Consider the following 20,790-nt stretch of genomic DNA (forward strand, 5'->3'; position numbering starts at 1 on the left):
TCAGCCAATCTTCATTCGGACGAGGTGGGCGAGCCTCGACAGGCTCATGACCGTCAGCACGATCGCGATGGAGGGGAAGAACACCAATCCCGGTGCCGAGTTGATGTAGTTGCGGCCTTCGGATATCAGCAATCCCCATTCCGGTTCCGGGGGCTGAGCGCCGTAGCCCAGGAAGCTCAGCGACGCGATGGCAAGGATGGCGGTGCCGAACTGCAGCGCCGCCAGTGACAGCACGGCTGAGTAGGAGTTGGGCAGGACATGGCGGAACAACAACGCCAGGTGCCCGGCCCCGAGGTGTTCGCTTGCCTCGACGAACGGCAGGTTTCGGATGGCGAGCACCTCGGAGCGGGCAAGCCGCGCGAACACCGCAATCGAGGAGACTCCGACGGCGATCGCGGCGTTCACGGTGCCGAACCCGAGCGCGACGATGATGGTGATCGACAGCAGCAGCGTGGGAATCGACAACAGGACGTCGACGACGCGGCTGATGACGCTGTCGGTGGCTCGTCCGAAGTACGCGGCCAGCAGACCGAGGACCGTTCCGACGACCAAGCCGATCACGACGGCGATGAAGGAACCGGCAATGGTCGCGCCGGTGCCCGCGATGACACGGCTCAGCAGGTCTCGGCCGATGTAGTCGGTGCCGAAGGGGTGTGCGAGGCTCGGTCCCGCGAGCGGCAGTCCCGGATTTTCCTGCAATGGGTCGTAAGGGGCAATGGCGCCCGGGGCGATGATCATCGCCGCGACAAGGACCAGGAAAAGCAGGGGCAGAAGGTCGGCAACACCGACATCGATGCGCCTGATCCTGGGTATCCGTACTGCGGGCAGCGTCTCGGTGAGTGTCATGCGGTGGCCATCCCTGCTACGCGTGGCACCGACCGCTCGATGCGGGGATCGATCAGCGGATAGAGCAGATCCACGATGAGATTGACGACGACGAATGTCACCGACACGGTGATGACGACGGCTTGGATGATCGGGGTGTCCTGGTTACGCACTGCGGTTTCGGTGAGATAGCCGATACCCGTACGGTTGAAGATCGTTTCGGTGATGACCGAGCCGGCCAGTAGTTCACCGACAGTGATGGCCACGATGGTCACGGTGGGGATCGATCCGTTCTTGAGAAGGTGTCCGAAGATGATGCGGTCGTTACCAAGCCCTTTGGCCCGCAACACCTCGACGTAAGGTTGTGCGGCCGCATTGCTCAGCCCTTGGATGAGGACCTGGGCGATGGGCGCGGCCACGGGTAGCGCCAACGGGAGCGCTGCCAGCGTCGTCGACGCGAGACCGTCGTCACGCACCGCCGAAACCCAGCCCAGACTGAACGAGAAAACCTGAAGGGCGATAAGTCCGGTGACGAACACCGGAATGGAGAGGAACGCCGGTGGCAGCGCCCGGGCCGCTTCGCGAAGCGGCGGCCAGGGGGCGAACACCGCGGCGAGCGCGATGACGAACCCGAGAAGCGCAGCAAGGACGAAAGCCACACCGGCAAGTGCCAATGTCGACGGCAGCGCATGGGCCATCAACCGCGACACGGACTGGCCGCTGTTCAGCGAGTACCCGAGATCGCCGGTGAACAAGCGTTGCACCGATACGCCGAATTGCACGATCGCCGGGTCGCTGAGGCGGTAGTAGTCACGCAACACCTGTGCGTCCTGGTCGGAGATGGGGTTCTCCGGATTCGATATCTGTTGTTCGATCGGATCGCCCGGCAGCACGTTGAGAACGAAAAACACTGCCGTATAAGCCAGTACGATCACGATGACGGACTGGGCGATGCGCCGCAGCGTGAAGCTCAACACCCCAGGAAAGCTAGTGCCGAGGTCACCCGCCGACAAGGATTCATACCTTTAGGAACATTAAGCCGACGTTTCATCTGAACTTAACTGTCATCGGGCAATTGAATTTCCGTTGATTGCAACGATTGTCCCCGTCGGAGGGGACAGTAGCGTTCGCGCGATGGCTGTCTCACTGTCGGTCGGAGTGGAGGTCACCGGGGACGGGCTCGATGACCCCGGTAGCGACACCACGACGCGCGGCATCGCCGCACTGGCTTGGCGACTGGAGTCGGCGGGGGTGTCGTACTGGGTGATCGGCGCACAACGGGGGGAAGCGCCGGACGCCACCTCGGTAATTCTTGATCCGTCGCTCATCGCCACTGTGGCAGCGCGCCACAGCACCACGCTCGGACTCGTCATCGCCGCCGCGGGTCACCGCGACCACCCGTACAACCTTGCCCGGCGGCTGGTCTCGGTCGACCACGCGGCGCAGGGGAGGGCCGGCTGGTTGGCGCTCGACTTCGATCAGAGCATCGCGCTCAACGCGGCAACCGACACGTGGACGAACGCCGAACTGGACGCGGCACATACCGAAGATGTGGTGTCGGCCGTGCGAACCCTGTGGCGCACATGGCCGTTGGATTCGATTGTGGGTGACCGGGCGTCCGGTGTCTTCGCCGATGTGAACCGCATCCGGCGGGCGAACGTCCGACGCGGTTATGAGATCACCGGACCGCTCAACGTTCCCGGATCGGTGCAGGGCGATCTTCCGGTATGGCGACAAGCACACGTCGGTGTGGCTGCCGATGGCGCGGATCTGCTCGTGGTGGAAGACGGAGAGCCCATCCCCGATGATCGCGTGGCAGTGGTCCGGCTGCGGTCCGTCGACGACATCGGTGCGGCACTCGATCGGCACGCGCGGTCGCCCACCGCCGCCGGAGTGATATTGCGCTTGACTGCCGATGACCTGCCCCATGTTCTCGACCGCGTGCTGCCCGATGCGCGGAGGCGCGGGGTCGTCAGCGCGGCTGGTGTAGGCACGCTGCGCCAACGGCTGAAGTTGCCCGTGCCTGTGGAACCGGACCTGACCCGCCATCCCACTGCCTTCGCCACCGTTCCCAATCCGGGAGGACGCCTGTGACCCGCATCGACCGTGAACTGATCCTGAACGTCAACGTGCTCAATGTCGGCATCCACACCGGCTCCTGGCAGCGCAGCAGCGAAGCGGCGACCGCGTTCGCCGACCCCGACTACTACGTGCGGATGGGACGGATCGCCGAACGGGGACGGCTCGATGCACTGTTCCTCGCGGATGGCCCGGCCCTGCGGGAACACCCGGCGCTGCGTCCGTCGCAAGCGTTGGAGCCGAGTGTGATTCTGGCTTCGGTGGCGGCCGAGACCGAGCACCTCGGTCTCATCGGGACCCTGTCGTCGACGTTCAACGACCCGGTTGAGCTGGCCCACCGGCTGCTCGCGCTCGACAACCTGTCCGGCGGGCGTCTGGCGTGGAACATCGTCACCACGTATTCACCGCCCGCAGGGAGAAACTTCGGCCTCGCCGACTATCCGGACCGGCCCACGCGGTACCGGCGGGCCGCCGAGTTCGTGGATGTGGTGCGTGCGTTGTGGCGGGACGCGGCCGATCCGAGCGGACGCGGTATCGATCACCACGGCGAGTTCTTCACAGTCGTCGGGTCGTTGCCGCAAGGGCCGTCGCCACAGGGATACCCGTTGCTGGTGCAGGCGGGCGGGTCACCGCAGGGCCGTGAGCTGGCCGGCCGCGTCGCGGATGCGGTGTTCAGCGCCGAACTCGACCTCGGCGCCGGCATCGACCACTACCGGTATGTGAAGGACGTCGCCGTCGCGCACGGCCGCCGGCGTGGGGACGTCAAGATCCTGCCGGGGCTCATCACCACGATCGGCAGTGACCGGGCTGAGGCCGAGCGCCGCTACGACGAACAGAATGCGCTCCTGCCGGTGGGCCATGATCTGGAGCGGTTGTCGCAGGTACTCGGCGAGGACATGTCGGCACATCCACTCGACGAGCCGGTGCCTGCCCGCCTACTCGGTGAGGTTGGTGACCCGGCGAAATTCGGTGCATCGTTGGGATTCCGGGAATCCGTGGTGCGGCTGATCGAGAGCCGCAGGCTCACCCTCCGTGAAGCGGTCCGCGAGTTCAGCGGAGCAGGGCACCGCGTGATCGTCGGGTCACCCACCGACGTCGCGGACACCATCGAACGGTGGTTTCTGGCAGGTGCGGCCGACGGCTTCAACCTCATGCCCGACGTTTTTCCCGATGGGCTGGAGATATTCGTCGACGAAGTGGTCCCGCTACTGCAAGAGCGCGGGGTATTCCGTACCGAATACTCGGAATCAACTCTGCGCGAACGGTTCACCGGGCACACCCATCCCATCGGCGTGCCGACCTTGGTGACATCGCGCTTCGCGTAGTCGTTAGGCACAGCCGTCGCTTCGGGTTGCGCGGCCCACGCCGTAAGTTGGTCCCATGGACACGCCAGTCGCCGTCGTCACCGGAGCAAGCCGCGGGGCGGGCCGCGGGATCGCCGCGGCCCTCGTCGCCAAAGGCTGGCGGGTCTACGGCACCGGCCGCACCGTGACCGACGCCGGTGGGGTGATCCCGATGCAGGTCGACCACGCCGACGACGAGGCCGTCGGTGCGGTTTTTGACCGCGTCGCCGACGAATCCGGTCGGTTGGACCTGCTGGTGAACAACGCCGCCGTGATCAGCGACGACCTCGTCGACCCGAAACCTTTCTGGGAGAAGCCGATCGAGCTGGCAGACGTGCTCGATGTCGGCCTGCGCTCGGCGTACGTCGCGTCGTGGTACGCCGCGCCGCTGCTGCTCGCACGCGACAAAGGGTTGATTGTCTTTACGTCGTCGCCCGGTTCGGTGTGCTACATGCATGGACCGGCCTACGGCGCTCAGAAGGCCGGTGTGGACAAGCTGGCGGCCGACATGGCCGTCGACTTCGGCGGCACCGGAGTGTCGACGGTGTCGATCTGGATGGGCATCCTGCTGACCGAGAAGCTGCGTGCCGCGTTCGCCGGCCATCCCGACGCGCTCGCCAAAACCGCCGCACACGCCGAAACACCGGAATTCACCGGGTATCTGATCGACGCGCTCTACCGCGACCCGGAGGTGTCCGGCCTGTCCGGGCATACAGTCATCGGTGCCGAACTCGCACACCGCTACGGCCTCAAGGACGAAGCTGGGCGGATCCCGCCGTCGCACCGCGACATGCTCGGCGCCCCGCGCGAACCCAGTTCCGTCGTAGTGAGGTGAGCGCGAATGGCTCAGCGTGATCGCGACGAATCGGGACGGCCACGTAACACGCGTCCGCGCGACGCCCTTGGCCGACCGCTTCCGCCCGGAAGCGAGGGGGTTCCCCGCATCCCGGATGATCTGGAACTCCCGCCGGCCGAGACTCTCGCATACGCGCAGGATCTGCTGAACCGGGGCTTGGCGTTCAACGCGCACGAAGTACTCGAGGCGGCCTGGAAGAACGGCTCCGACGACGAGAAAGTGCTGTGGCAGGGTCTTGCCCAGCTCATGGTCGGTGTCACCCACGTTCAGCGCGGCAACGTCAACGGGGCGATTGCGTTGCTCCAGCGCGCGGCTGACCGTCTCGCGCGCAGCGGTCTCCCTGCGCCGTACTCGATCGACGCAGCGGGCCTGGTGGCCTACGCCGGCGATCTCATCGACGATCTCCGGGCCGGCATCCCGATCCCGCCGATCCGCCTGCGCCCGCCGTTGACGGTCGGTTAACGCCGGCGAAAACCGGTGTGGCTGCGAATAAGCGGCAGCGTAGCCAAGGTGGCGAAGCCCGGCGCGGCCTCGCACACCTCCGGGACGGCGTTGAGTACCTGCATCGCGGTCGCGACGTTGGCCGCCCGGACATGCTCGGCCATCGTCGCCGCACGGGTGAAGCTGGCCAGGCTGAAGAAGTGCGTCTGCATGGAGGGGTCACCTTCGATGGTGAGCGTCCAGCCGTGCTTGGGTCGTGGCCAATGATCGGGGTATTCATTGCCCACCGTCCACAGCGTCTCGATCTCGACAAGCGGCTCACGGGCACGCCTTCCCACCCAGTTCCAGCGTTGGCCGGCGGTCGTCCCCGCACGCAGCACATGGTCGAAGATCTGGTGATCGGCTCGGGCGGCCACCGCGTCCACCGTCGAGGTGACCTCATCGATATCGGCGCCCAGCGCATCGGCCAACAACCACACCTGTTGGGTGAAGAGCTCGTTGTTGAACGCCAGGAACTCGGTGGCGTCGGCTCTGATGTCCTCGACGGGCTGCCCGAAAGACATGTTGTCGAACGTGATCGACGTGCTGTCGTAGTCCGACCAGTCCGCCCGCTCCTGCAGCGTGATCTTGTCGATAGTCCGGCTCATACCCGACAACACCAGCGGCAGCGCCCCCGACAGATTACCCGGATTCAAGCCGCTGCCGTGCACCGTCGTCCCGCCGGCCGTGCACGCGGCCAACAGTCGGTCGCGGTCGGCGTCGGGCAATCGCCGCGGGTGAAACAGAAAAGCCGTCGTCACCACATTCTTGCCGCTGGCCAGCATCGCGCAGACATCGTCGAGGCTGGTGATCCGCGGCGTGTAGACGACGCAGTCGGCGTCCAGCGCCAGGATTTCGTCGGTGTCGGTGGTCGCGGTGACGCCGACGGGTGCGCCGCCCAGCAGCTCACCGGCGTCTGTCCCGTTCTTGTCGTCGGAGTACACCCGCACCCCGGCCAGCTCCAGATCCGGTCGGTCATGGAGGGTCGCTGCCAGCGTCTCGATGCCCACCGCACCCGTGCCCCACTGAATCACCCGGTATGCCATACGTTTCCGCCTCCGATGTCGCTGCGCTGCGATAGTTCGACAGGCTAGCGAATCTCACCTCTCGGTGTGGCCGGTCGGAGGAATCGGTCGATTACGTGCGGAGTAATCGAATGTCGGCGCCCGGTCCAGGCATACTGACGCCGTGGCCGACAGCGATGCCAAGCCCCCGATCCTGTTCCTTCACGGTGTTTTCGGCAGGCCGGCTCTGCTCGCGCCGTGGACTCGGTTCTTCGAAGCAGCCGGCTACGAATGTCATACGCCGACGCTGCCGGGCCGTGATCCCAGTGACGACGGCGTGCTGGCCCGCACCGGTATCCGGGACTGCTACGAGGTGGCGCTGCGAGCCTATGACGAGTTATCGGAACCACCGGTGGTGATGGGGCACAGCATGGGCGGGCTGCTGACCCAGAGAATCGCGGCGGCGCGTGCCCCGCGCGCCGCGGTACTGCTGGCCTCCATCCCGCCGGGCACGTTGTGGCCGCAACTGCGCGCCCTGCCGCACCTGTTCCCGCTCTTACCGAAGATTCTCGCCGGACAACCGTTTCTGCCGTCGGCCAGAACCATGCGGCAAGTGCCGCTGAGCACACTGCCCTGCCGCCGAACAAGAGGACCTCATCCCGCAACTCGTGCGTGACTCCGGGCGGGTGTTCCGCGAAATGTCGATGGGCGCACCGGTGTCGAAGGTCGACGCGAGCGCGGTCACGTGCCCGGTATTGTGCGTCAGTGCTGGTTCGGACCGCAATGTGGCCCAGTGGATTTCGCGCCGCATCGCCGCCCGCTACGGGGCCGAGCATCAGATCCATCCGGACAAACCCCACTGGATCATCGCGCAGTCGGCACTCGAGGAGGTGGCCCCACCTGTACTGGCTTGGCTGCGACGGACCCTGCAGGTGACCGCATGAGTGTTCGCGATGCCCGACGTGGTTTGGTTACCCGCAGTGCTGTCGGCCTCAGCGCGGCAGAGGCATTCGTCCTCATCGCGATCGCCACCATCCTGATCACGCGGCTCTACCTCGAACTGACCGGCTATCCCCAGATCGGTGGCGGCAACCTGCACATCGCTCACGCCTTGTGGGGCGGTGCCTTGATGATGGTGGCCCTGCTGATCGGGTGGATGATGTTGGGCTTCGGCGCCCGCATCGTGTGTGTCGTATTGGGCGGCATGGGCTTTGGCCTGTTTCTCGACGAAGTGGGCAAGTTCGTCACCAAGGACAACGACTACTTCTACGGCCCGGCCGCCGAAATCATGTACATCCTCGTGATCCTCATTCTCGTCGGAGCGCGGGTGGTGCGTGGTTTCCGGCCACTCACCGCGCGGGAATGCCTGGCCTCGGCGGCCTCGATCGTCGCCGACGGGGTGGCGCGCGGACTGGCCGATCATCGTCGGGAGATCGGGCTGACGCTCGTCGACCAAGCGCTGGAGCGCGGCGCCACGGCGGCCGAGGCCGAACATGTCCGTGCGTTGCTCGTCGCGGCCGGCCATGCGCCCGATCGCCTGTACCGGTTACAGCGGCGCCTCCCGCAACTGGTACCCGGGTTCTTCAGAAGCCCGCGCTGGGTGCCGGTGGTGGGCTGGCTGATGGTGGCTGGTGCCGTTGCCGGGGTGCTGTTCGGTGCGCTCGGCCTTGTGATCGGTGACTACCTGTACGACGGTCACGACATCACATTTCGGCTCGCCGGCGCGAGCCCCGCCTCGATCATCCTGTTCGTCACCGCGGTGCTGACGACGGCGCTGGCCCTGCCCGCGATGATCGCCCTGCCGCGCACCGACGCCATCTGGCCTCTGCGCTGGCTGCGCAACGCCGCGCTCACATTCACCTTCCTCAACGCCCTCGTGGACTTTGCGACAGAGGGTTTCGGTGCTCTGCTCAATATGTCGATCGGCCTTTTCACGCTGGCGATCCTGTCTTATCAGCTGGACCGTGCCGTCGTTGCCAGAGCGCCACGCGAGCCGGTCGCCGCGTAACGACCGCCGATGTGACGCTGGAGTGGCGTCCTGGCATCGCCATCCACTCCAACGGGACACCGGGCGGCGGCTGGTGCGGGTGGACGGTCCGCGACGACGCCGCTGACGGGCGGGCTACGGTAGGGATATGACCGGCCACGAACTTCTCGTGGACCGCTACGAACTGCGCCGCGTCTTGGGCTACGGCGGAATGGCCGAAGTCTGGGATGGTTGGGACCATCGCCTGGACCGCGCCGTCGCGGTCAAGATGATGCATCGAGCGGTTGCCGCGCAAGCAGACACCCGGCGACGCTTCGAAACCGAAGCTCGTGCGGCCGCGCGGTTGTCGCACCCGAACATCGTGGCAGTGCACGATTTCGGCGAGCACGATGGCACACCGTTCATCGTGATGGAGCGGTTGCCCGGCCAAACGCTCGCTGACGTCATCGCCCAGGGAGCGCTGTCGCCGCGGCGCGCAGCGGCGGTGCTCGCCGATGTGTTGGCCGCACTCGGGGCCGCGCATGGCGCCGGGGTCCTACACCGCGACATCAAGCCGGGAAACATCCTGGTCGCGGCCGACGGAAGCATGAAGGTCGCCGACTTCGGCATCGCGAAGACGTCCGGTGACGTTCAGACGATGGCGGGCCAGGTGGTCGGAACGATGGCCTACATGAGTCCGGAGCGCATCGCAGGTGCACCCGCGTCAGTGAGTGACGACCTCTACGCCGTTGGCGTGATGGGCTACGAGGCGCTGGTCGGATTCCGAGCATTTCCCCAGGACACTCCGGGTGCCGTGGTGCGCGCGATCATGGACGACCCGCCGCCACCATTGAGCGTCGTGCGCCCCGACATCGACCCTGCCCTGGCCGCGACGATCGATCGAGCCATGGCGCGCGATCCCCGAGATCGGTTCGGCAGTGCCGAGGACATGCGTTCGGCACTTCTCGGCAATCCCGTGGCGGCCTTCACGGCCCCGGCCGTCGCAGGTGGCCCACCTCGCCCGGCCACCAAGGTCTTCACCCAAGCTCCGATGGCCCCGGCGGCCACCTACGTCGTGCCCGCGGTGCCAAGGCGCAAAATGTCGGCCCGGATGCGCAAGATTCTCGCCGCTGCGGCGATCATCGCCGCCTTCACGGTGTCGGTGCTCGCCGTCACGATGGGCTCGTCGTCCACCACCCAGGCGCCCGAGCCGGTCAGTACCAGCACCTCGGTGCCCACGCCGAGCAGCGCTCCGCCGCCGCCTCCAGTCGCGCCGGTCGTCGAGAAACCCAAACACAAGAAGGACGACGAAGGCCGCGGTGACGGCAACAAGGGCAACCGCGGCCACGGGGAAGGCAACGGCAAAGGCGGCAAGGACAAGCGCGAATAGCGTTGCCCCCGTGACTGGTAAACCACCTATGCCTGCACGCTGACCCGGCCTACGCCCCAGATGTCGTCGCAGTATTCGGTGATCGCCCGGTCTGACGAGAACTTGCCGCTGCGCGCCGCGTTCAGGATCGACATCCGGGTCCAGGCATCGGTATCGCGCCACACGGCCGAAACCTGGTCCTGGCACGCCACATACTCGGCGTAGTCGGCAGTCACGAGGAACGGGTCGGAGTTGCGCAGCGAGTCCACGACCGGGCGCAGGACCTCGGTGTCCCCGCCGGAGAACTGGCCGAGCTCGATGAGCCCCAGGACCGCCGCCAACTCGTCGTTGGCCGCGATGTAATCGGCGGGGCGGTAGCCCTGCGCCTTGACGCGTGCGACCTCGGCTTCGGTCAGGCCGAACAGGAAGAAGTTGTCGGCGCCGACCTCGTCGCGCATCTCGACGTTGGCGCCGTCAAGCGTGCCGATCGTCAGCGCACCGTTGAGCATGAACTTCATGTTCCCGGTGCCCGACGCCTCCTTGCCAGCGGTCGAAATCTGCTCGGACAGGTCGGCGGCGGGGTAGATCAGCTGGGCGTTCTGCACGTTGAAATTGGGCACGAACGCGACCTTGATGAACTGGTTGACGGCCGGGTCGTTGTTCACGGTGTCGGCAACGGCGTTGATCAGCTTGATGATTCGCTTGGCCAGGAAGTAGCCGGGGGCCGCCTTGCCGCCGAAGATGAACGCGCGCGGGCTTATTGCCAGGCCCGGGTTCTGCTTGAGCCGGTGATACAGCGTGATGATGTGCAGGACGTTGAGGTGCTGGCGCTTGTATTCGTGAATGCGTTTGACCTGAATGTCGAACAGCCAGTCCGGGTTCAGCTCCACGCCGGTGGTCGCCTGCACGTAGTCGGCCAGCCGTGCCTTGTTGACGCGCTTCACCGCGCGCCAGCGGGTCCGGAACGTGACGTCGTCGGCGTACGCCTCCAGTCCGCGCAGCTTGGTCAGATCGGTCAGCCAACCGTCGCCGATGGTCTCGTCGAGCAGATCGCGCAGTCCGGGGTTGGACAGCGCCAGGAATCGGCGCGGCGTCACACCGTTGGTCTTGTTGGAGAACCGCTCCGGCCACAGCTCGTAGAAGTCCTTGAGCACACTGGCTTTCAGAAGTTCGGAGTGCAGGGCGGCGACGCCGTTGATGGCGTGGCTGCCGACGGTCGCGAGATGAGCCATCCGCACGCTCTTGCCGTTGTCCTCACCGATCAGCGACATGCGTCGCACCCGGTCCTCGTCGCCGGGGAACGCGGCCCGCACCTCGTCGAGGAAGCGCCGGTTGATCTCGTAGATGATCTCCAAGTGGCGGGGCAGGGATTCGCCGAACATCGTCAGCGGCCAGGTCTCCAGAGCCTCGGGCAGCAGCGTGTGATTGGTGTAGCCGAAGGACGCCACCGTGATGGCCCACGCCTCGTCCCAGCCGAGGCCACGCTCGTCGACGAGCAGCCGCATCAGCTCGGCCACGCCGATAGACGGGTGAGTGTCGTTGAGCTGCAAGGCGAACCGATCGGGAAGCTCGTGCACGGAGACATCGGCCAAATCATCGAGGATGTGCAGGACATGCTGCAGCGAGCACGACACGAAGAAGTACTGCTGCAGCAGTCGCAGGCGTTTGCCCGCCTCGGGTTCGTCGTTGGGGTAGAGCACCTTGGTGACGGTCTCGGAGTTGACCTCGTCCTCGACAGCCCGGTAGTAGTCGCCGGTGTTGAAGGCGTCCAGTGCGAACGACTTGACGGCCCGAGCGCTCCACAGCGTCAGCACGTTGCACGTCTTGACGCCGTAGCCCTGGATCGGGGTGTCGTAGGCGACACCTTTGAGCACCCGTCCCGGCACCCAACGGACGCGGTCGTGGCCGGCGTCGTCGAGGTAGTGTTCGCTGAAGCCGCCCCAGTAGACGAGGTAGTTCACGTCGGGTTTGGCGATCTCCCAAGGGTTTCCGGCGTCGAGCCAGTTGTCGGTCTTCTCGACCTGCCAGCCGTCGTGGATCTCCTGGTCGAAGATGCCGAACTCGTAGCGGATGCCGTAACCGATCGCCGGGCGCTCAAGCGTGGCAAGCGAATCGAGGTAGCAGGCGGCCAGTCGCCCCAGACCGCCGTTGCCCAGTCCCGGTTCCTCTTCGCACGCGAGCACCTCGTCGAGGTCTTGGCCGAGTTCGGCCAGTGCGGCGCGCGCGGCCGATTCGATCTGCAGGTTGAGTAGGTTGGCGCCGAGCTGAGGACCCATCAGGAACTCGGCGGACAGGTAGCAGGTCACCTTGCGGCCGAGGTCGAGTGACGTCTGAGTGGAGGCGACGCGGTTGTCCTGCATGCGGTCGCGTACGGCGAGCGCGAGTGCCCGGTAGTAGTGCTCGGGCCGCAGCGCGGCCGCCGGGCGCCCGATCGAGTAGCGCAAGTGGTCGACGATGCCGCGGCGTAACGCGTCAGCCGACAGGCCGGTGCGGCTGTGTTCGTGAACGGGTGCGGGAGGGGCGACATCGGTCATGGCGGGCAGCTTGGCAGTGCCGGGTGCACGCCAGGCGGGGGATGGGCGTCAGAGAGGTGAACGCCGCTAGACCGCCGTCAGATACCTGCCGGTGACGACGCGTTGCGCCAGCCGGGTCACGGGCCCGCCCAGCTTGCTCCACCACGTCGCGGGCCGAGAGAACGCCGAGACCTCGGCATAGACCGTGTCGGTGGCCGCGTCATAGCGCACCGAGAACAGTTCTTCACCGGATTCCGGATGGCCCGGCAAGGTGCCGTAGGCGAAGCCCCGCCGGTCGGGCTCAGGATCTGATTCGGAGAGTACGTAGACCACCCGGCACGGCGCCGGGATCGGCCCGAGCCGCACCAGCAGTTCGGTGCCGACCTCGGCCACGTCGGTGGTGGTCTGCAGGCCGAGTCCGGCTCCGCGTTGCATACCCCAGCGCATCACCGCATCCCCGGCGCGCTCGAACCGGTCCCGGCCTGATCCGATCACCGCCGAAGCGCGGACGTGGTGGTAACCGTCGGGCATGGCACCGGCGGTGGCCCCCACTTCGGGATAGGTCAACGCCAGTCCGGCGAGGTCGCTCAGTTTCACACCCACCACCATGGCACTTCGCGCGTGGTCGGCAACAGGCAATACGGTGGCGGTGTGGCCTCCGACTCCGACCGCGCCAGCAACCATCCTGGCGGCGGCTTCAACCCGCCCGAGCCCACCGATCGTGGCGGACCCGATTACGGCCGGTTCGTGGAGGCCGTACGCACCCTGCAAGACCACGCCAGGGCAGCCGATGCGCCCGACGATGTGATCACCGAGGCGGCCAATCTGATCGACAAGGTCTCGGCGTTGCTGGCCCCGTATGACGCCGACGAATGGAACTCGCCGTCAGGGCGGCGCATGGACCTGCCCAACCGCGGCAACGTCAGCTCCGTGCCGGTGCACCTGGACGTGACGGCCGACAACCAAGTCGCCGGAACCGCGTTGTTCCGGCGGTTTCACCTCGGCCGCAACGGTGCGGTGCACGGCGGCTGGCTGGCGCTGCTGTTCGACTCGCTGCTGGGTTTCACCGCTGCCAAACTGACTCGCAGCCCGTATCAACGCACGGGATATCTGCACGTCAACTACCGCAAGATCGCGCCGATCGAGAAGGAATTGCAGGTGGAGGCTGGTATTGACCGGATCGAGGGCCGCAAGATCTTCGTGACGGGCCGGTTGTGCGACGGCGCCGACGTGCTCACCGAAGCCGAAGCCCTGTTCGTGCGGCTCAAGCCGGGACAGCCGTGAACATCTCGGAGGCCAAGCGCGCGTGGGCGAGCTGGCGTGACCGGCTGCGCGAGCGGCGGATGGTGAATTTCGTCTATCGCATCGTCGTCGGCGTGGTCGGCACGGTCGTGCTCTGTGCCGGCATCGTCGCCATCCCGTATCCGGGGCCCGGCTGGGCCATCGTCTTCCTCGGGCTGGCCATCCTGGCCACCGAGTTCCGGTTCGCCCAAGTAGCACTGCATCACGTCCGGCTGCGCTACGACGCGGTGATGGAGTGGTTCGCCCGGCAGCACATTGCCGTCAAGGCGCTGAGCGCGGCTTTCACCGCACTGGTCGTGGTCGCCAGTTTGTGGGGATTGGGCGCGCTCTACTTCGTGGGCGACCTCGTCGGGTTCGAACCGCCGTGGCTCAAGAGCCCGCTGGGCATCGGGTCCTAGCGGTAGTACCTAGCAGAAGTACGTCGATAACCCCCGATAGCATTAGTCGCGATCACCCGATCTCTATCGAAGTCCACGCACCGTACAGGAGAGTCCCCGATGACCGCCGCCGCCAGTCCCGCCCCAGCAGCCCCTATCCGGGTGCCTGCCGGGACCACTGCCGGCGCGGCAGTTCGCGAAGCCGGGTTGCCCGGCCGTGGCGCCGCCGACGCCGTCGTGGTCGTCCGTGACGCCGAGGGCAGGCTGCGTGACCTGTCGTGGGCGCCTGACGCCGACGTGGAGGTGACGCCGGTGGCCGCCGACACCGAGGATGGCCGCAGCGTCATCCGGCACTCCGCGGCCCACGTTCTCGCGCAGGCCGTGCAGGAGCTCTTCCCGCAGGCCAAGCTCGGCATCGGCCCGCCCATCACCGACGGCTTCTACTACGACTTCGACGTCGCCGAGCCGTTCACGCCGGAGGATCTGGACAAGCTCGAGAAGCGCATGCGCCAGATCGTCAAGGACGGCCAGCTGTTCTCACGGCGGGTCTACGAGTCCAAAGACCAAGCGCGCGAAGAGCTTGCCAACGAGCCATACAAGCTCGAACTCGTTGACGACAAGTCCGGCGACCCCGACGTGATGGAGGTCGGCGGTGACGAGCTGACCGCATACGACAACCTCAACGCCCGTACCAAGGAACGGGTCTGGGGGGATCTGTGCCGCGGCCCGCACATCCCGACCACCCGCTACATCCCGGCGTTCAAGCTGACCCGCAGTTCCGCGGCGTACTGGCGCGGCAACCAGAACAATGCGAGCCTGCAGCGCATCTACGGCACAGCCTGGGAATCACAGGAGGCCTTGGACCGCCACCTTGAACTCATCGAGGAGGCGCAGCGCCGCGACCACCGCAAGCTCGGCGTCGAGCTCGACCTGTTCAGCTTCCCCGACGAATTGGGTTCGGGCCTACCGGTTTTCCATCCCAAGGGTGGCGTGGTGCGCCGCGAGCTCGAGGACTATTCGCGGCGCAAGCACCTTGAGGCGGGCTACGAGTTTGTCAACACCCCGCACATCACCAAGGAGAACCTGTACATCACGTCGGGCCATCTCGAGTGGTACGCCGACGGCATGTTCCCGCCCGTGCACATCGATGCCGAGTACGACCCCGACGGCGAGGTGCGCAAGCCGGGCCAGGATTACTACCTCAAGCCGATGAACTGCCCGATGCACCACCTGATCTTCCGGTCACGGGGGCGCTCGTACCGCGAATTGCCGTTGCGGCTCTTCGAGTTCGGTTCGGTGTACCGGTACGAGAAGTCGGGTGTGGTCCACGGTTTGACTCGCGTCCGCGGCATGACGCAGGACGACGCGCACATCTACACCACGCGCGAGCAGATGCGCGACGAGCTCAGCTCGCTGTTGCGTTTCGTGCTTGACCTGCTGGGCGACTACGGCCTCGACGACTATTACCTGGAGTTGTCGACCAAGGATCCGGAGAAGTACGTCGGCTCCGACGAGATCTGGGAAGAGGCGACCGAGACGCTGCGTGAGGTCGCCGAAGCATCGGGCCTCGATCTGGTGCCGGATCCGGGTGGTGCGGCGTTCTATGGCCCGAAGATCTCGGTGCAGGTCAAAGATGCGCTCGGCCGCAGCTGGCAGATGTCGACCATCCAGCTCGACTTCAACATGCCCGATCGGTTCGAGCTGGAGTACACCGCCGCTGACGGCAGCCGGCAGCGCCCGGTGCTGATCCACCGCGCGCTGTTCGGGTCGATCGAACGGTTCTTCGGCGTGCTCACCGAGCACTACGCGGGCGCGTTCCCGGCGTGGCTGGCACCGGTGCAGGTGGTCGGGATCCCGGTCGCCGATGCGCACGTGCCGTATCTGGAAGAGGTTGCCGCACAGCTGAAGTCGCGTGGCGTCCGGGTCGAAGTCGACTCGAGCGACGATCGCATGGCGAAGAAGATCGTCAACCACACCAACCAGAAGATCCCGTTCATGTTGCTCGCGGGTGACAAGGATGTCGAAGCGGGGGCGGTGAGCTTCCGGTTCGGTGACCGCACGCAGATCAACGGTGTGCCGCGCGACGAGGCCGTCGAGGCCATCGTGAACTGGATCGCCGGCCGCGAGAACGCGACGCCGACCGCCGACCTGGTGAAGGTAGGCGCTCCCGAGTGACCGAGGACGAGCGCACGATCGTTGACCGCGGCGTCGGCGACCCCGACCATCTGCAGCGCCTGTGGACCCCGCACCGCATGAGCTACATCGCCGAGGCTCCGATGAAAAAGCGCGGCCGGCCGGGCTCGGCGGGCTCCTCCGAGCCGTTCACCGACATCCCCGAGATGTCCGACGAGGACGGCCTCATGGTGGCGCGCGGTGAGCAGGTGTATGCCGTGCTCAACCTCTACCCGTACAACCCGGGCCATCTGATGGTCGTGCCGTATCGGCGGGTGTCGGAGCTGGAGGACCTCACCGATGCCGAGAGCGCCGAGCTGATGGCATTCACGCAAAAGGCGATTCGCGTGATCAAGGCGGTTTCGCGTCCCCATGGCTTCAATGTGGGCCTGAATCTGGGTACGTCGGCGGGTGGCTCATTGGCCGAGCATCTGCACATGCATGTGGTGCCGCGGTGGGGTGGTGACGCCAACTTCATCACCATCATCGGTGGCTCCAAGGTGATCCCGCAGCTGCTGCGCGAGACCCGTGAGCTGCTCGCGACGGAGTGGGCTCGTCAACCGTGAGCAATTTCTACCTCATGACCCGCGCGGCCTACGTCAAACTGTCCCGGCCGGTGGCCAAGGCCGCGCTGCGTGCCGGGTTGACGCCCGACATCGTGACGTTGGCGGGCACCGCGGGCACGGTGATCTCGGCGCTCACCCTGTTCCCGATCGGGCAGTTGTGGTGGGGCGCGTTCGCGGTCTGGATCTTCGTGCTCGCCGACATGCTCGACGGCGCGATGGCCCGCGAACGCGGTGGCGGCACCCGGTTCGGCGCGGTGCTCGACGCGACGTGTGACCGCATCGCCGACGGCGCTGTGTTCGCCGGATTGCTGTGGTGGGCCGCGTTCGGACTGGAGAGCGCGACCCTGGTGGTGGCGACGCTCATCTGCCTGATCACGTCGCAGGTGATCTCGTATATCAAGGCCCGCGCCGAGGCCAGCGGCTTGCGCGGCGACGGTGGCCTCATCGAACGTCCGGAGCGATTGGTCATCGTCCTGGTCGGCGCTGGGCTCGCCGGAGTTCCGTTCCTGCACGTGCCATGGCTTGTGCACGTGGCGATGTGGCTGCTCGCCGTGGCCAGCGTCGTCACCCTGCTGCAGCGGCTGCACACCGTGCGGATCTCACCGGGCGCGATGGACCCGCTGCAACCGGCCTCACCCAACAATGGCGAGAAGCCGGAGACGAGCGAGCCGTGAACACCCCCGGCCGCATGCCGCTCGGCGAGCACGTGACGGACTTGGGCTACGCGGCTGGTTGGCGGCTGGTGCGCGCGCTGCCGGAGCGCATGGCGCGCAACATGTTCGGGGCGGGCGCCCGGTACGCGGCGCGCAACGGCGGACCCGTACAGCTTCGGAAGAACCTCGCGCGGGTGACTGGTGTCCCGCCGGCCGAGGTGCCGGACTCGCTGATCCAGGCTTCGGTGGCCTCCTATGCCCGCTACTGGCGGGAGGCGTTCCGGCTGCCGACCATGGATCATCAAATCCTCGGCAAGCAGCTCGATGTGCTCGACATCGAACTGGTGTGGGCGGCGATCGAGGCCGGCCGGGGCGCAGTGCTCGCCCTGCCGCACAGTGGCAACTGGGACATGGCCGGCGTGTGGCTCGTACAGCATTACGGCACCTTCACGACCGTCGCCGAACGGCTCAGACCCGAGTCCCTGTATCGCCGGTTCGTCGACTACCGGGAAAGCCTCGGATTCGAGGTGCTGCCGCTGACCGGCGGCGCGCGCCCGCCGTTCGAGGTGCTCGCCGAACGGCTCACCGACAACCGGGTGATCTGCCTGATGGCAGAACGCGACCTCACCCGCAACGGCGTGCCGGTCGAATTCTTCGGACAAGCCACCCGCATGCCCGCGGGCCCGGCAAAACTGGCCATCGAAACCGGCGCCGCGTTGCTGCCGGTGCACTGCTGGTATGAGGGCGACGGGTGGGGGATGCGCGTCTATCCAGAACTCGATACGTCGTCGGGCGACGTCACGGTCGTGACGCAGGCACTGGCGGACCGGTTCGCCGACAACATCGCCGCTCATCCGGCCGACTGGCACATGCTGCAGCCCCAGTGGCTGGCCGATCTGTCCGACGAACGACGCGCCCGGTTAGGCGCCTGACCGATGCGTATCGGGATGGTCTGCCCCTATTCGTTCGACGTGCCAGGCGGCGTGCAGTCCCATGTCCTGCAGCTGGCCGAGGTCATGCGCGACGGCGGGCACTACGTCAGCGTGCTGGCGCCCTCATCGCCCCACGTCAAACTGCCCGACTACGTGGTTTCGGGAGGCAAGGCCGTACCCATCCCGTACAACGGTTCGGTGGCGCGCCTGCGCTTCGGCCCGGCCACGCATCGCAAGGTCAAGAGATGGCTCCTAGAGGGTGAGTTCGACGTGCTGCACCTGCATGAGCCCAACGCCCCGAGCCTGTCGATGCTCGCGCTGCAGGCAGCGGAGGGGCCCATCGTCGCGACCTTTCACACCTCGACGACGAAATCGTTGACGCTCAGCGTTTTTCAGGGAATTCTGCGTCCGTACCACGAGAAGATCGTCGGCCGCATCGCCGTTTCGGATCTGGCGCGGCGCTGGCAGATGGAGGCGCTCGGGTCCGACGCGGTGGAGATCCCCAACGGCGTCGACGTCCGCTTCTTCGCGGAGGCCCCGTTGCTGGACGGCTACCCCCGGCCCGGGCGCACCGTGCTGTTCCTGGGCCGGTTCGATGAGCCCCGCAAGGGGATGGCCGTGCTGCTGGGCGCGCTTCCGAAACTGGTCGAACGGTTCAGTGACGTCGAGATCTTGATCGTCGGTCGGGGTGACGAGGACGAACTGCGCGAGCAGGCCAGCGAGTTCGCCGGGCATCTGCGGTTTCTCGGGCAAGTCGACGACGCCACGAAGGCCGCGGCCATGCGCAGCGCCGACGTCTACTGCGCGCCCAACCTCGGCGGGGAGAGCTTCGGCATCGTGCTCGTCGAGGCGATGGCGGCGGGGACTGCCGTGGTGGCAAGCGAACTGGATGCGTTCCGGCGCGTTCTCGACGATGGCGAGGCCGGCAGGCTCGTGCCGATCGACGACGCCGACAGCTTGGCTGGCGCGCTGATCGAGATCCTCGACAACGACACGGTGCGCGAGCGCTACATCGCGCGGGCGACCGATTGCGTGCACCGTTACGACTGGTCGGTGGTGGCCGGGCAGATCATGCGGGTTTACGAAACCGTGGCGGGCTCCGGAGTCAAGGTCCAGGTGAGCGACTAGATGTCGGCGTGGGTCGTGATCACCGTCCTGGTGGTGCTGCTGATCGTGCTGATGCTGATCGGCGGCTGGGCCTACCAGACAGCCAACCGGCTGGATCGCTTGCACGTCCGCTACGACCTGTCCTGGCAAGCCCTCGACGGCGCGCTCGCCCGCCGCGCCGTGGTCGCGCGGGCGGTCGCGGTCGACGCCTACGCCGGAGGTCCGGAGGGCAAACGACTGGCGGCCTTGGCCGATGCCGCCGAACGTGCGCCCCGATCCGCGCGGGAGGCCGCCGAGAACGAACTGTCCGCGGCGTTGGCCGGAGTCGACCTGGCAGCGTTGCCGGTGGCCCTCGTCGCCGAGTTGGCCGATGCCGAGGCGCGGGTGTTGCTGGCCCGTCGCTTCCACAACGACGCGGTACGCGACACCCTCGCGTTACGGGAGCGCGCCGCGGTACGGATGCTGCGCCTCGGCGGAAGGGCCCCGCTACCAACCTATTTCGAGATCGCGGAGCGTCCCGAGGCGCAGGCGGGACCGAACCCGGTCAGCCGCCGCACGTCCGCGCGCGTGGTGCTGCTCGACGAAACCGGCGCGGTGCTGCTGCTGCGCGGCAGCGACCCGGCCCACAACGATCCGCACAACCCGGCGCCGCGGTGGTGGTTCACCGTGGGCGGCGCCGTGCAGCAGGGCGAGGACCTGCCCGCCGCCGCGGCACGGGAACTGTTCGAGGAGACCGGGCTGAAGGTACAGCCGGCCGACCTCATCGGACCGGTGTGGCGGCGCGATGCGGTCATCGACTTCAACGCGTCGGTGATCCGCAGTGAAGAGCTGTTCTTCATCTACCGCACGCACCGGTTCGAGCCGTCGGCGTCGGGCCGCACCGCGCTCGAGCGGCACTACATTCACGGGCACCGCTGGTGCGATGCGACAATGATCGCCGAGTTGGTTGCCGGCGGGGAGACCGTGTATCCGCTTCAACTGGGTGAGCTGCTGGCTTCGGCCAATGAACTGGCCGAGCAGTCGCTGGTGAACGCGCGTGGATCCGCGCTGCAAGCCATCCGGTGATTGCGGATTTAATGGATTTGGCGGCTCCACTACACTGAATCAGTAGAAATCTGGAGGAGATAGCAGTGGAAACCGCGGCGCAGAACGGTTCGAACAACCAGACCGGAACCGCGCGTGTCAAGCGTGGTATGGCTGAGATGCTCAAGGGCGGCGTGATCATGGACGTCGTCACTCCGGAGCA

At 66.6% G+C, this 20,790-nt stretch carries 21 protein-coding genes and 1 pseudogene; 17 read left to right on the forward strand and 5 right to left on the reverse strand.

Features of this window, described 5'->3' with window-relative positions:
• The gene (locus ACRCUN_RS14540; RefSeq protein ID WP_462142334.1) at positions 1-846 is read right to left on the reverse strand and encodes an ABC transporter permease; all 846 of its coding nucleotides are present in this window, start codon (positions 844-846) and stop codon (positions 1-3) included.
• Positions 843-1,802: an ABC transporter permease gene (locus tag ACRCUN_RS14545; protein WP_462142335.1), complete on the reverse strand. Its 960-nt coding sequence runs from the start codon at positions 1,800-1,802 to the stop codon at positions 843-845. Before ACRCUN_RS14545 ends, ACRCUN_RS14540 begins: the two co-directional genes overlap by 4 nt.
• A 157-nt stretch (positions 1,803-1,959) precedes the next feature.
• Between ACRCUN_RS14545 and ACRCUN_RS14550 the strand changes: the two genes are divergently transcribed.
• From ACRCUN_RS14550 to ACRCUN_RS14565, 4 genes are read left to right on the forward strand one after another with little or no spacing between them, the layout of a single operon-like run.
• Positions 1,960-2,919, forward strand: a complete 960-nt coding sequence (locus ACRCUN_RS14550) for an LLM class oxidoreductase (RefSeq protein WP_462142336.1) — start codon at positions 1,960-1,962, stop codon at positions 2,917-2,919.
• Between the two features lie 35 nt (positions 2,920-2,954).
• The gene (locus tag ACRCUN_RS14555) at positions 2,955-4,229 is read left to right on the forward strand and encodes an NtaA/DmoA family FMN-dependent monooxygenase (protein WP_462142369.1); all 1,275 of its coding nucleotides are present in this window, start codon (positions 2,955-2,957) and stop codon (positions 4,227-4,229) included.
• Between the two features lie 55 nt (positions 4,230-4,284).
• Positions 4,285-5,082, forward strand: coding sequence for an SDR family NAD(P)-dependent oxidoreductase (locus ACRCUN_RS14560; protein WP_462142337.1), 798 nt, complete (start codon positions 4,285-4,287; stop codon positions 5,080-5,082).
• 6 nt (positions 5,083-5,088) lie between these two features.
• Complete coding sequence (locus ACRCUN_RS14565) at positions 5,089-5,565, forward strand: DUF309 domain-containing protein (RefSeq protein WP_462142338.1); 477 nt, start codon at positions 5,089-5,091, stop codon at positions 5,563-5,565.
• Here the strand turns inward: ACRCUN_RS14565 and ACRCUN_RS14570 are convergent.
• Complete coding sequence (locus tag ACRCUN_RS14570; protein ID WP_462142339.1) at positions 5,562-6,629, reverse strand: NAD(P)H-dependent amine dehydrogenase family protein; 1,068 nt, start codon at positions 6,627-6,629, stop codon at positions 5,562-5,564. The two genes, ACRCUN_RS14565 and ACRCUN_RS14570, sit on opposite strands and share 4 nt — an antisense overlap.
• 142 nt (positions 6,630-6,771) lie before the next feature.
• Here ACRCUN_RS14570 and ACRCUN_RS14575 point away from each other — a divergent pair, with 142 nt between their 5' ends.
• The 4 genes from ACRCUN_RS14575 to ACRCUN_RS14590 all read left to right on the forward strand — a co-directional run bounded on the left by ACRCUN_RS14575 (position 6,772) and on the right by ACRCUN_RS14590 (position 9,943).
• A complete protein-coding gene (locus ACRCUN_RS14575) occupies positions 6,772-7,263 on the forward strand; it encodes an alpha/beta hydrolase (protein ID WP_462142340.1) in 492 nt (163 codons plus the stop codon).
• The gene (locus tag ACRCUN_RS14580) at positions 7,256-7,531 is read left to right on the forward strand and encodes an alpha/beta fold hydrolase (RefSeq protein WP_462142341.1); all 276 of its coding nucleotides are present in this window, start codon (positions 7,256-7,258) and stop codon (positions 7,529-7,531) included. The genes ACRCUN_RS14575 and ACRCUN_RS14580 overlap by 8 nt, the downstream gene beginning before the upstream one ends.
• On the forward strand, positions 7,528-8,595 hold the full coding sequence (locus ACRCUN_RS14585; protein ID WP_462142342.1) for a hypothetical protein: 1,068 nt from the start codon (positions 7,528-7,530) through the stop codon (positions 8,593-8,595). Before ACRCUN_RS14580 ends, ACRCUN_RS14585 begins: the two co-directional genes overlap by 4 nt.
• Positions 8,596-8,722: 127 nt before the next feature.
• Complete coding sequence (locus tag ACRCUN_RS14590; protein ID WP_462142343.1) at positions 8,723-9,943, forward strand: serine/threonine-protein kinase; 1,221 nt, start codon at positions 8,723-8,725, stop codon at positions 9,941-9,943.
• A gap of 26 nt (positions 9,944-9,969) precedes the next feature.
• Here the strand turns inward: ACRCUN_RS14590 and ACRCUN_RS14595 are convergent, their stop codons facing one another.
• Together ACRCUN_RS14595 and ACRCUN_RS14600 are read right to left on the reverse strand one after the other, a co-directional pair.
• Positions 9,970-12,456, reverse strand: coding sequence for a glycogen/starch/alpha-glucan phosphorylase (locus ACRCUN_RS14595; protein WP_462142344.1), 2,487 nt, complete (start codon positions 12,454-12,456; stop codon positions 9,970-9,972).
• A 66-nt stretch (positions 12,457-12,522) separates the two neighbouring features.
• On the reverse strand, positions 12,523-13,032 hold the full coding sequence (locus tag ACRCUN_RS14600) for a DUF1990 domain-containing protein (RefSeq protein WP_462142345.1): 510 nt from the start codon (positions 13,030-13,032) through the stop codon (positions 12,523-12,525).
• Positions 13,033-13,086: 54 nt separating this feature from the next.
• Between ACRCUN_RS14600 and ACRCUN_RS14605 the strand changes: the two genes are divergently transcribed.
• The 9 genes and pseudogenes from ACRCUN_RS14605 to ACRCUN_RS14645 form a co-directional block, all read left to right on the forward strand.
• On the forward strand, positions 13,087-13,719 hold the full coding sequence (locus tag ACRCUN_RS14605; protein ID WP_462142346.1) for a PaaI family thioesterase: 633 nt from the start codon (positions 13,087-13,089) through the stop codon (positions 13,717-13,719).
• Positions 13,716-14,135, forward strand: coding sequence for a TIGR02611 family protein (locus ACRCUN_RS14610; RefSeq protein WP_462142347.1), 420 nt, complete (start codon positions 13,716-13,718; stop codon positions 14,133-14,135). Before ACRCUN_RS14605 ends, ACRCUN_RS14610 begins: the two co-directional genes overlap by 4 nt.
• 99 nt (positions 14,136-14,234) lie before the next feature.
• On the forward strand, positions 14,235-16,289 hold the full coding sequence (gene thrS, locus ACRCUN_RS14615) for a threonine--tRNA ligase (RefSeq protein ID WP_462142348.1): 2,055 nt from the start codon (positions 14,235-14,237) through the stop codon (positions 16,287-16,289).
• Complete coding sequence (locus tag ACRCUN_RS14620) at positions 16,286-16,852, forward strand: ATP adenylyltransferase (RefSeq protein WP_462142349.1); 567 nt, start codon at positions 16,286-16,288, stop codon at positions 16,850-16,852. Before thrS ends, ACRCUN_RS14620 begins: the two co-directional genes overlap by 4 nt.
• Positions 16,849-17,526 carry a phosphatidylinositol phosphate synthase gene (pgsA, locus tag ACRCUN_RS14625; RefSeq protein ID WP_462142350.1) on the forward strand — a complete coding sequence of 226 codons (678 nt, stop codon included), beginning with the start codon at positions 16,849-16,851 and terminating at the stop codon, positions 17,524-17,526. Before ACRCUN_RS14620 ends, pgsA begins: the two co-directional genes overlap by 4 nt.
• Before the next feature lie 14 nt (positions 17,527-17,540).
• Positions 17,541-18,437: a phosphatidylinositol mannoside acyltransferase gene (locus tag ACRCUN_RS14630; protein WP_462142370.1), complete on the forward strand. Its 897-nt coding sequence runs from the start codon at positions 17,541-17,543 to the stop codon at positions 18,435-18,437.
• A 3-nt stretch (positions 18,438-18,440) separates the two neighbouring features.
• On the forward strand, positions 18,441-19,565 hold the full coding sequence (locus ACRCUN_RS14635; RefSeq protein ID WP_462142351.1) for a glycosyltransferase family 4 protein: 1,125 nt from the start codon (positions 18,441-18,443) through the stop codon (positions 19,563-19,565).
• Positions 19,566-20,609 (forward strand): NUDIX hydrolase, encoded by a 1,044-nt coding sequence (locus tag ACRCUN_RS14640; protein WP_462142352.1) that lies wholly within the window; start codon positions 19,566-19,568, stop codon positions 20,607-20,609.
• A gap of 65 nt (positions 20,610-20,674) precedes the next feature.
• Positions 20,675-20,790, forward strand: a pseudogene (locus ACRCUN_RS14645) (pyridoxal 5'-phosphate synthase lyase subunit PdxS); the annotation flags it as partial.

The organism is Mycobacterium venezuelense (assembly GCF_054919535.1).

Bases quoted from the DNA above. Each gene is read 5' to 3' on its own strand.
- ACRCUN_RS14540 (WP_462142334.1), bottom strand. From the start codon at position 846: ATGACACTCACCGAGACGCTGCCCGCAGTACGGATACCCAGGATCAGG.
- ACRCUN_RS14550 (WP_462142336.1), top strand. From the start codon at position 1,960: ATGGCTGTCTCACTGTCGGTCGGAGTGGAGGTCACCGGGGACGGGCTC.
- ACRCUN_RS14560 (WP_462142337.1), top strand. From the start codon at position 4,285: ATGGACACGCCAGTCGCCGTCGTCACCGGAGCAAGCCGCGGGGCGGGC.
- ACRCUN_RS14565 (WP_462142338.1), top strand. From the start codon at position 5,089: ATGGCTCAGCGTGATCGCGACGAATCGGGACGGCCACGTAACACGCGT.
- ACRCUN_RS14570 (WP_462142339.1), bottom strand. From the start codon at position 6,629: ATGGCATACCGGGTGATTCAGTGGGGCACGGGTGCGGTGGGCATCGAG.
- ACRCUN_RS14585 (WP_462142342.1), top strand. From the start codon at position 7,528: ATGAGTGTTCGCGATGCCCGACGTGGTTTGGTTACCCGCAGTGCTGTC.
- ACRCUN_RS14590 (WP_462142343.1), top strand. From the start codon at position 8,723: ATGACCGGCCACGAACTTCTCGTGGACCGCTACGAACTGCGCCGCGTC.
- ACRCUN_RS14595 (WP_462142344.1), bottom strand. From the start codon at position 12,456: ATGACCGATGTCGCCCCTCCCGCACCCGTTCACGAACACAGCCGCACC.
- thrS (WP_462142348.1), top strand. From the start codon at position 14,235: ATGACCGCCGCCGCCAGTCCCGCCCCAGCAGCCCCTATCCGGGTGCCT.
- ACRCUN_RS14630 (WP_462142370.1), top strand. From the start codon at position 17,541: ATGCCGCTCGGCGAGCACGTGACGGACTTGGGCTACGCGGCTGGTTGG.
- ACRCUN_RS14635 (WP_462142351.1), top strand. From the start codon at position 18,441: ATGCGTATCGGGATGGTCTGCCCCTATTCGTTCGACGTGCCAGGCGGC.
- ACRCUN_RS14640 (WP_462142352.1), top strand. From the start codon at position 19,566: ATGTCGGCGTGGGTCGTGATCACCGTCCTGGTGGTGCTGCTGATCGTG.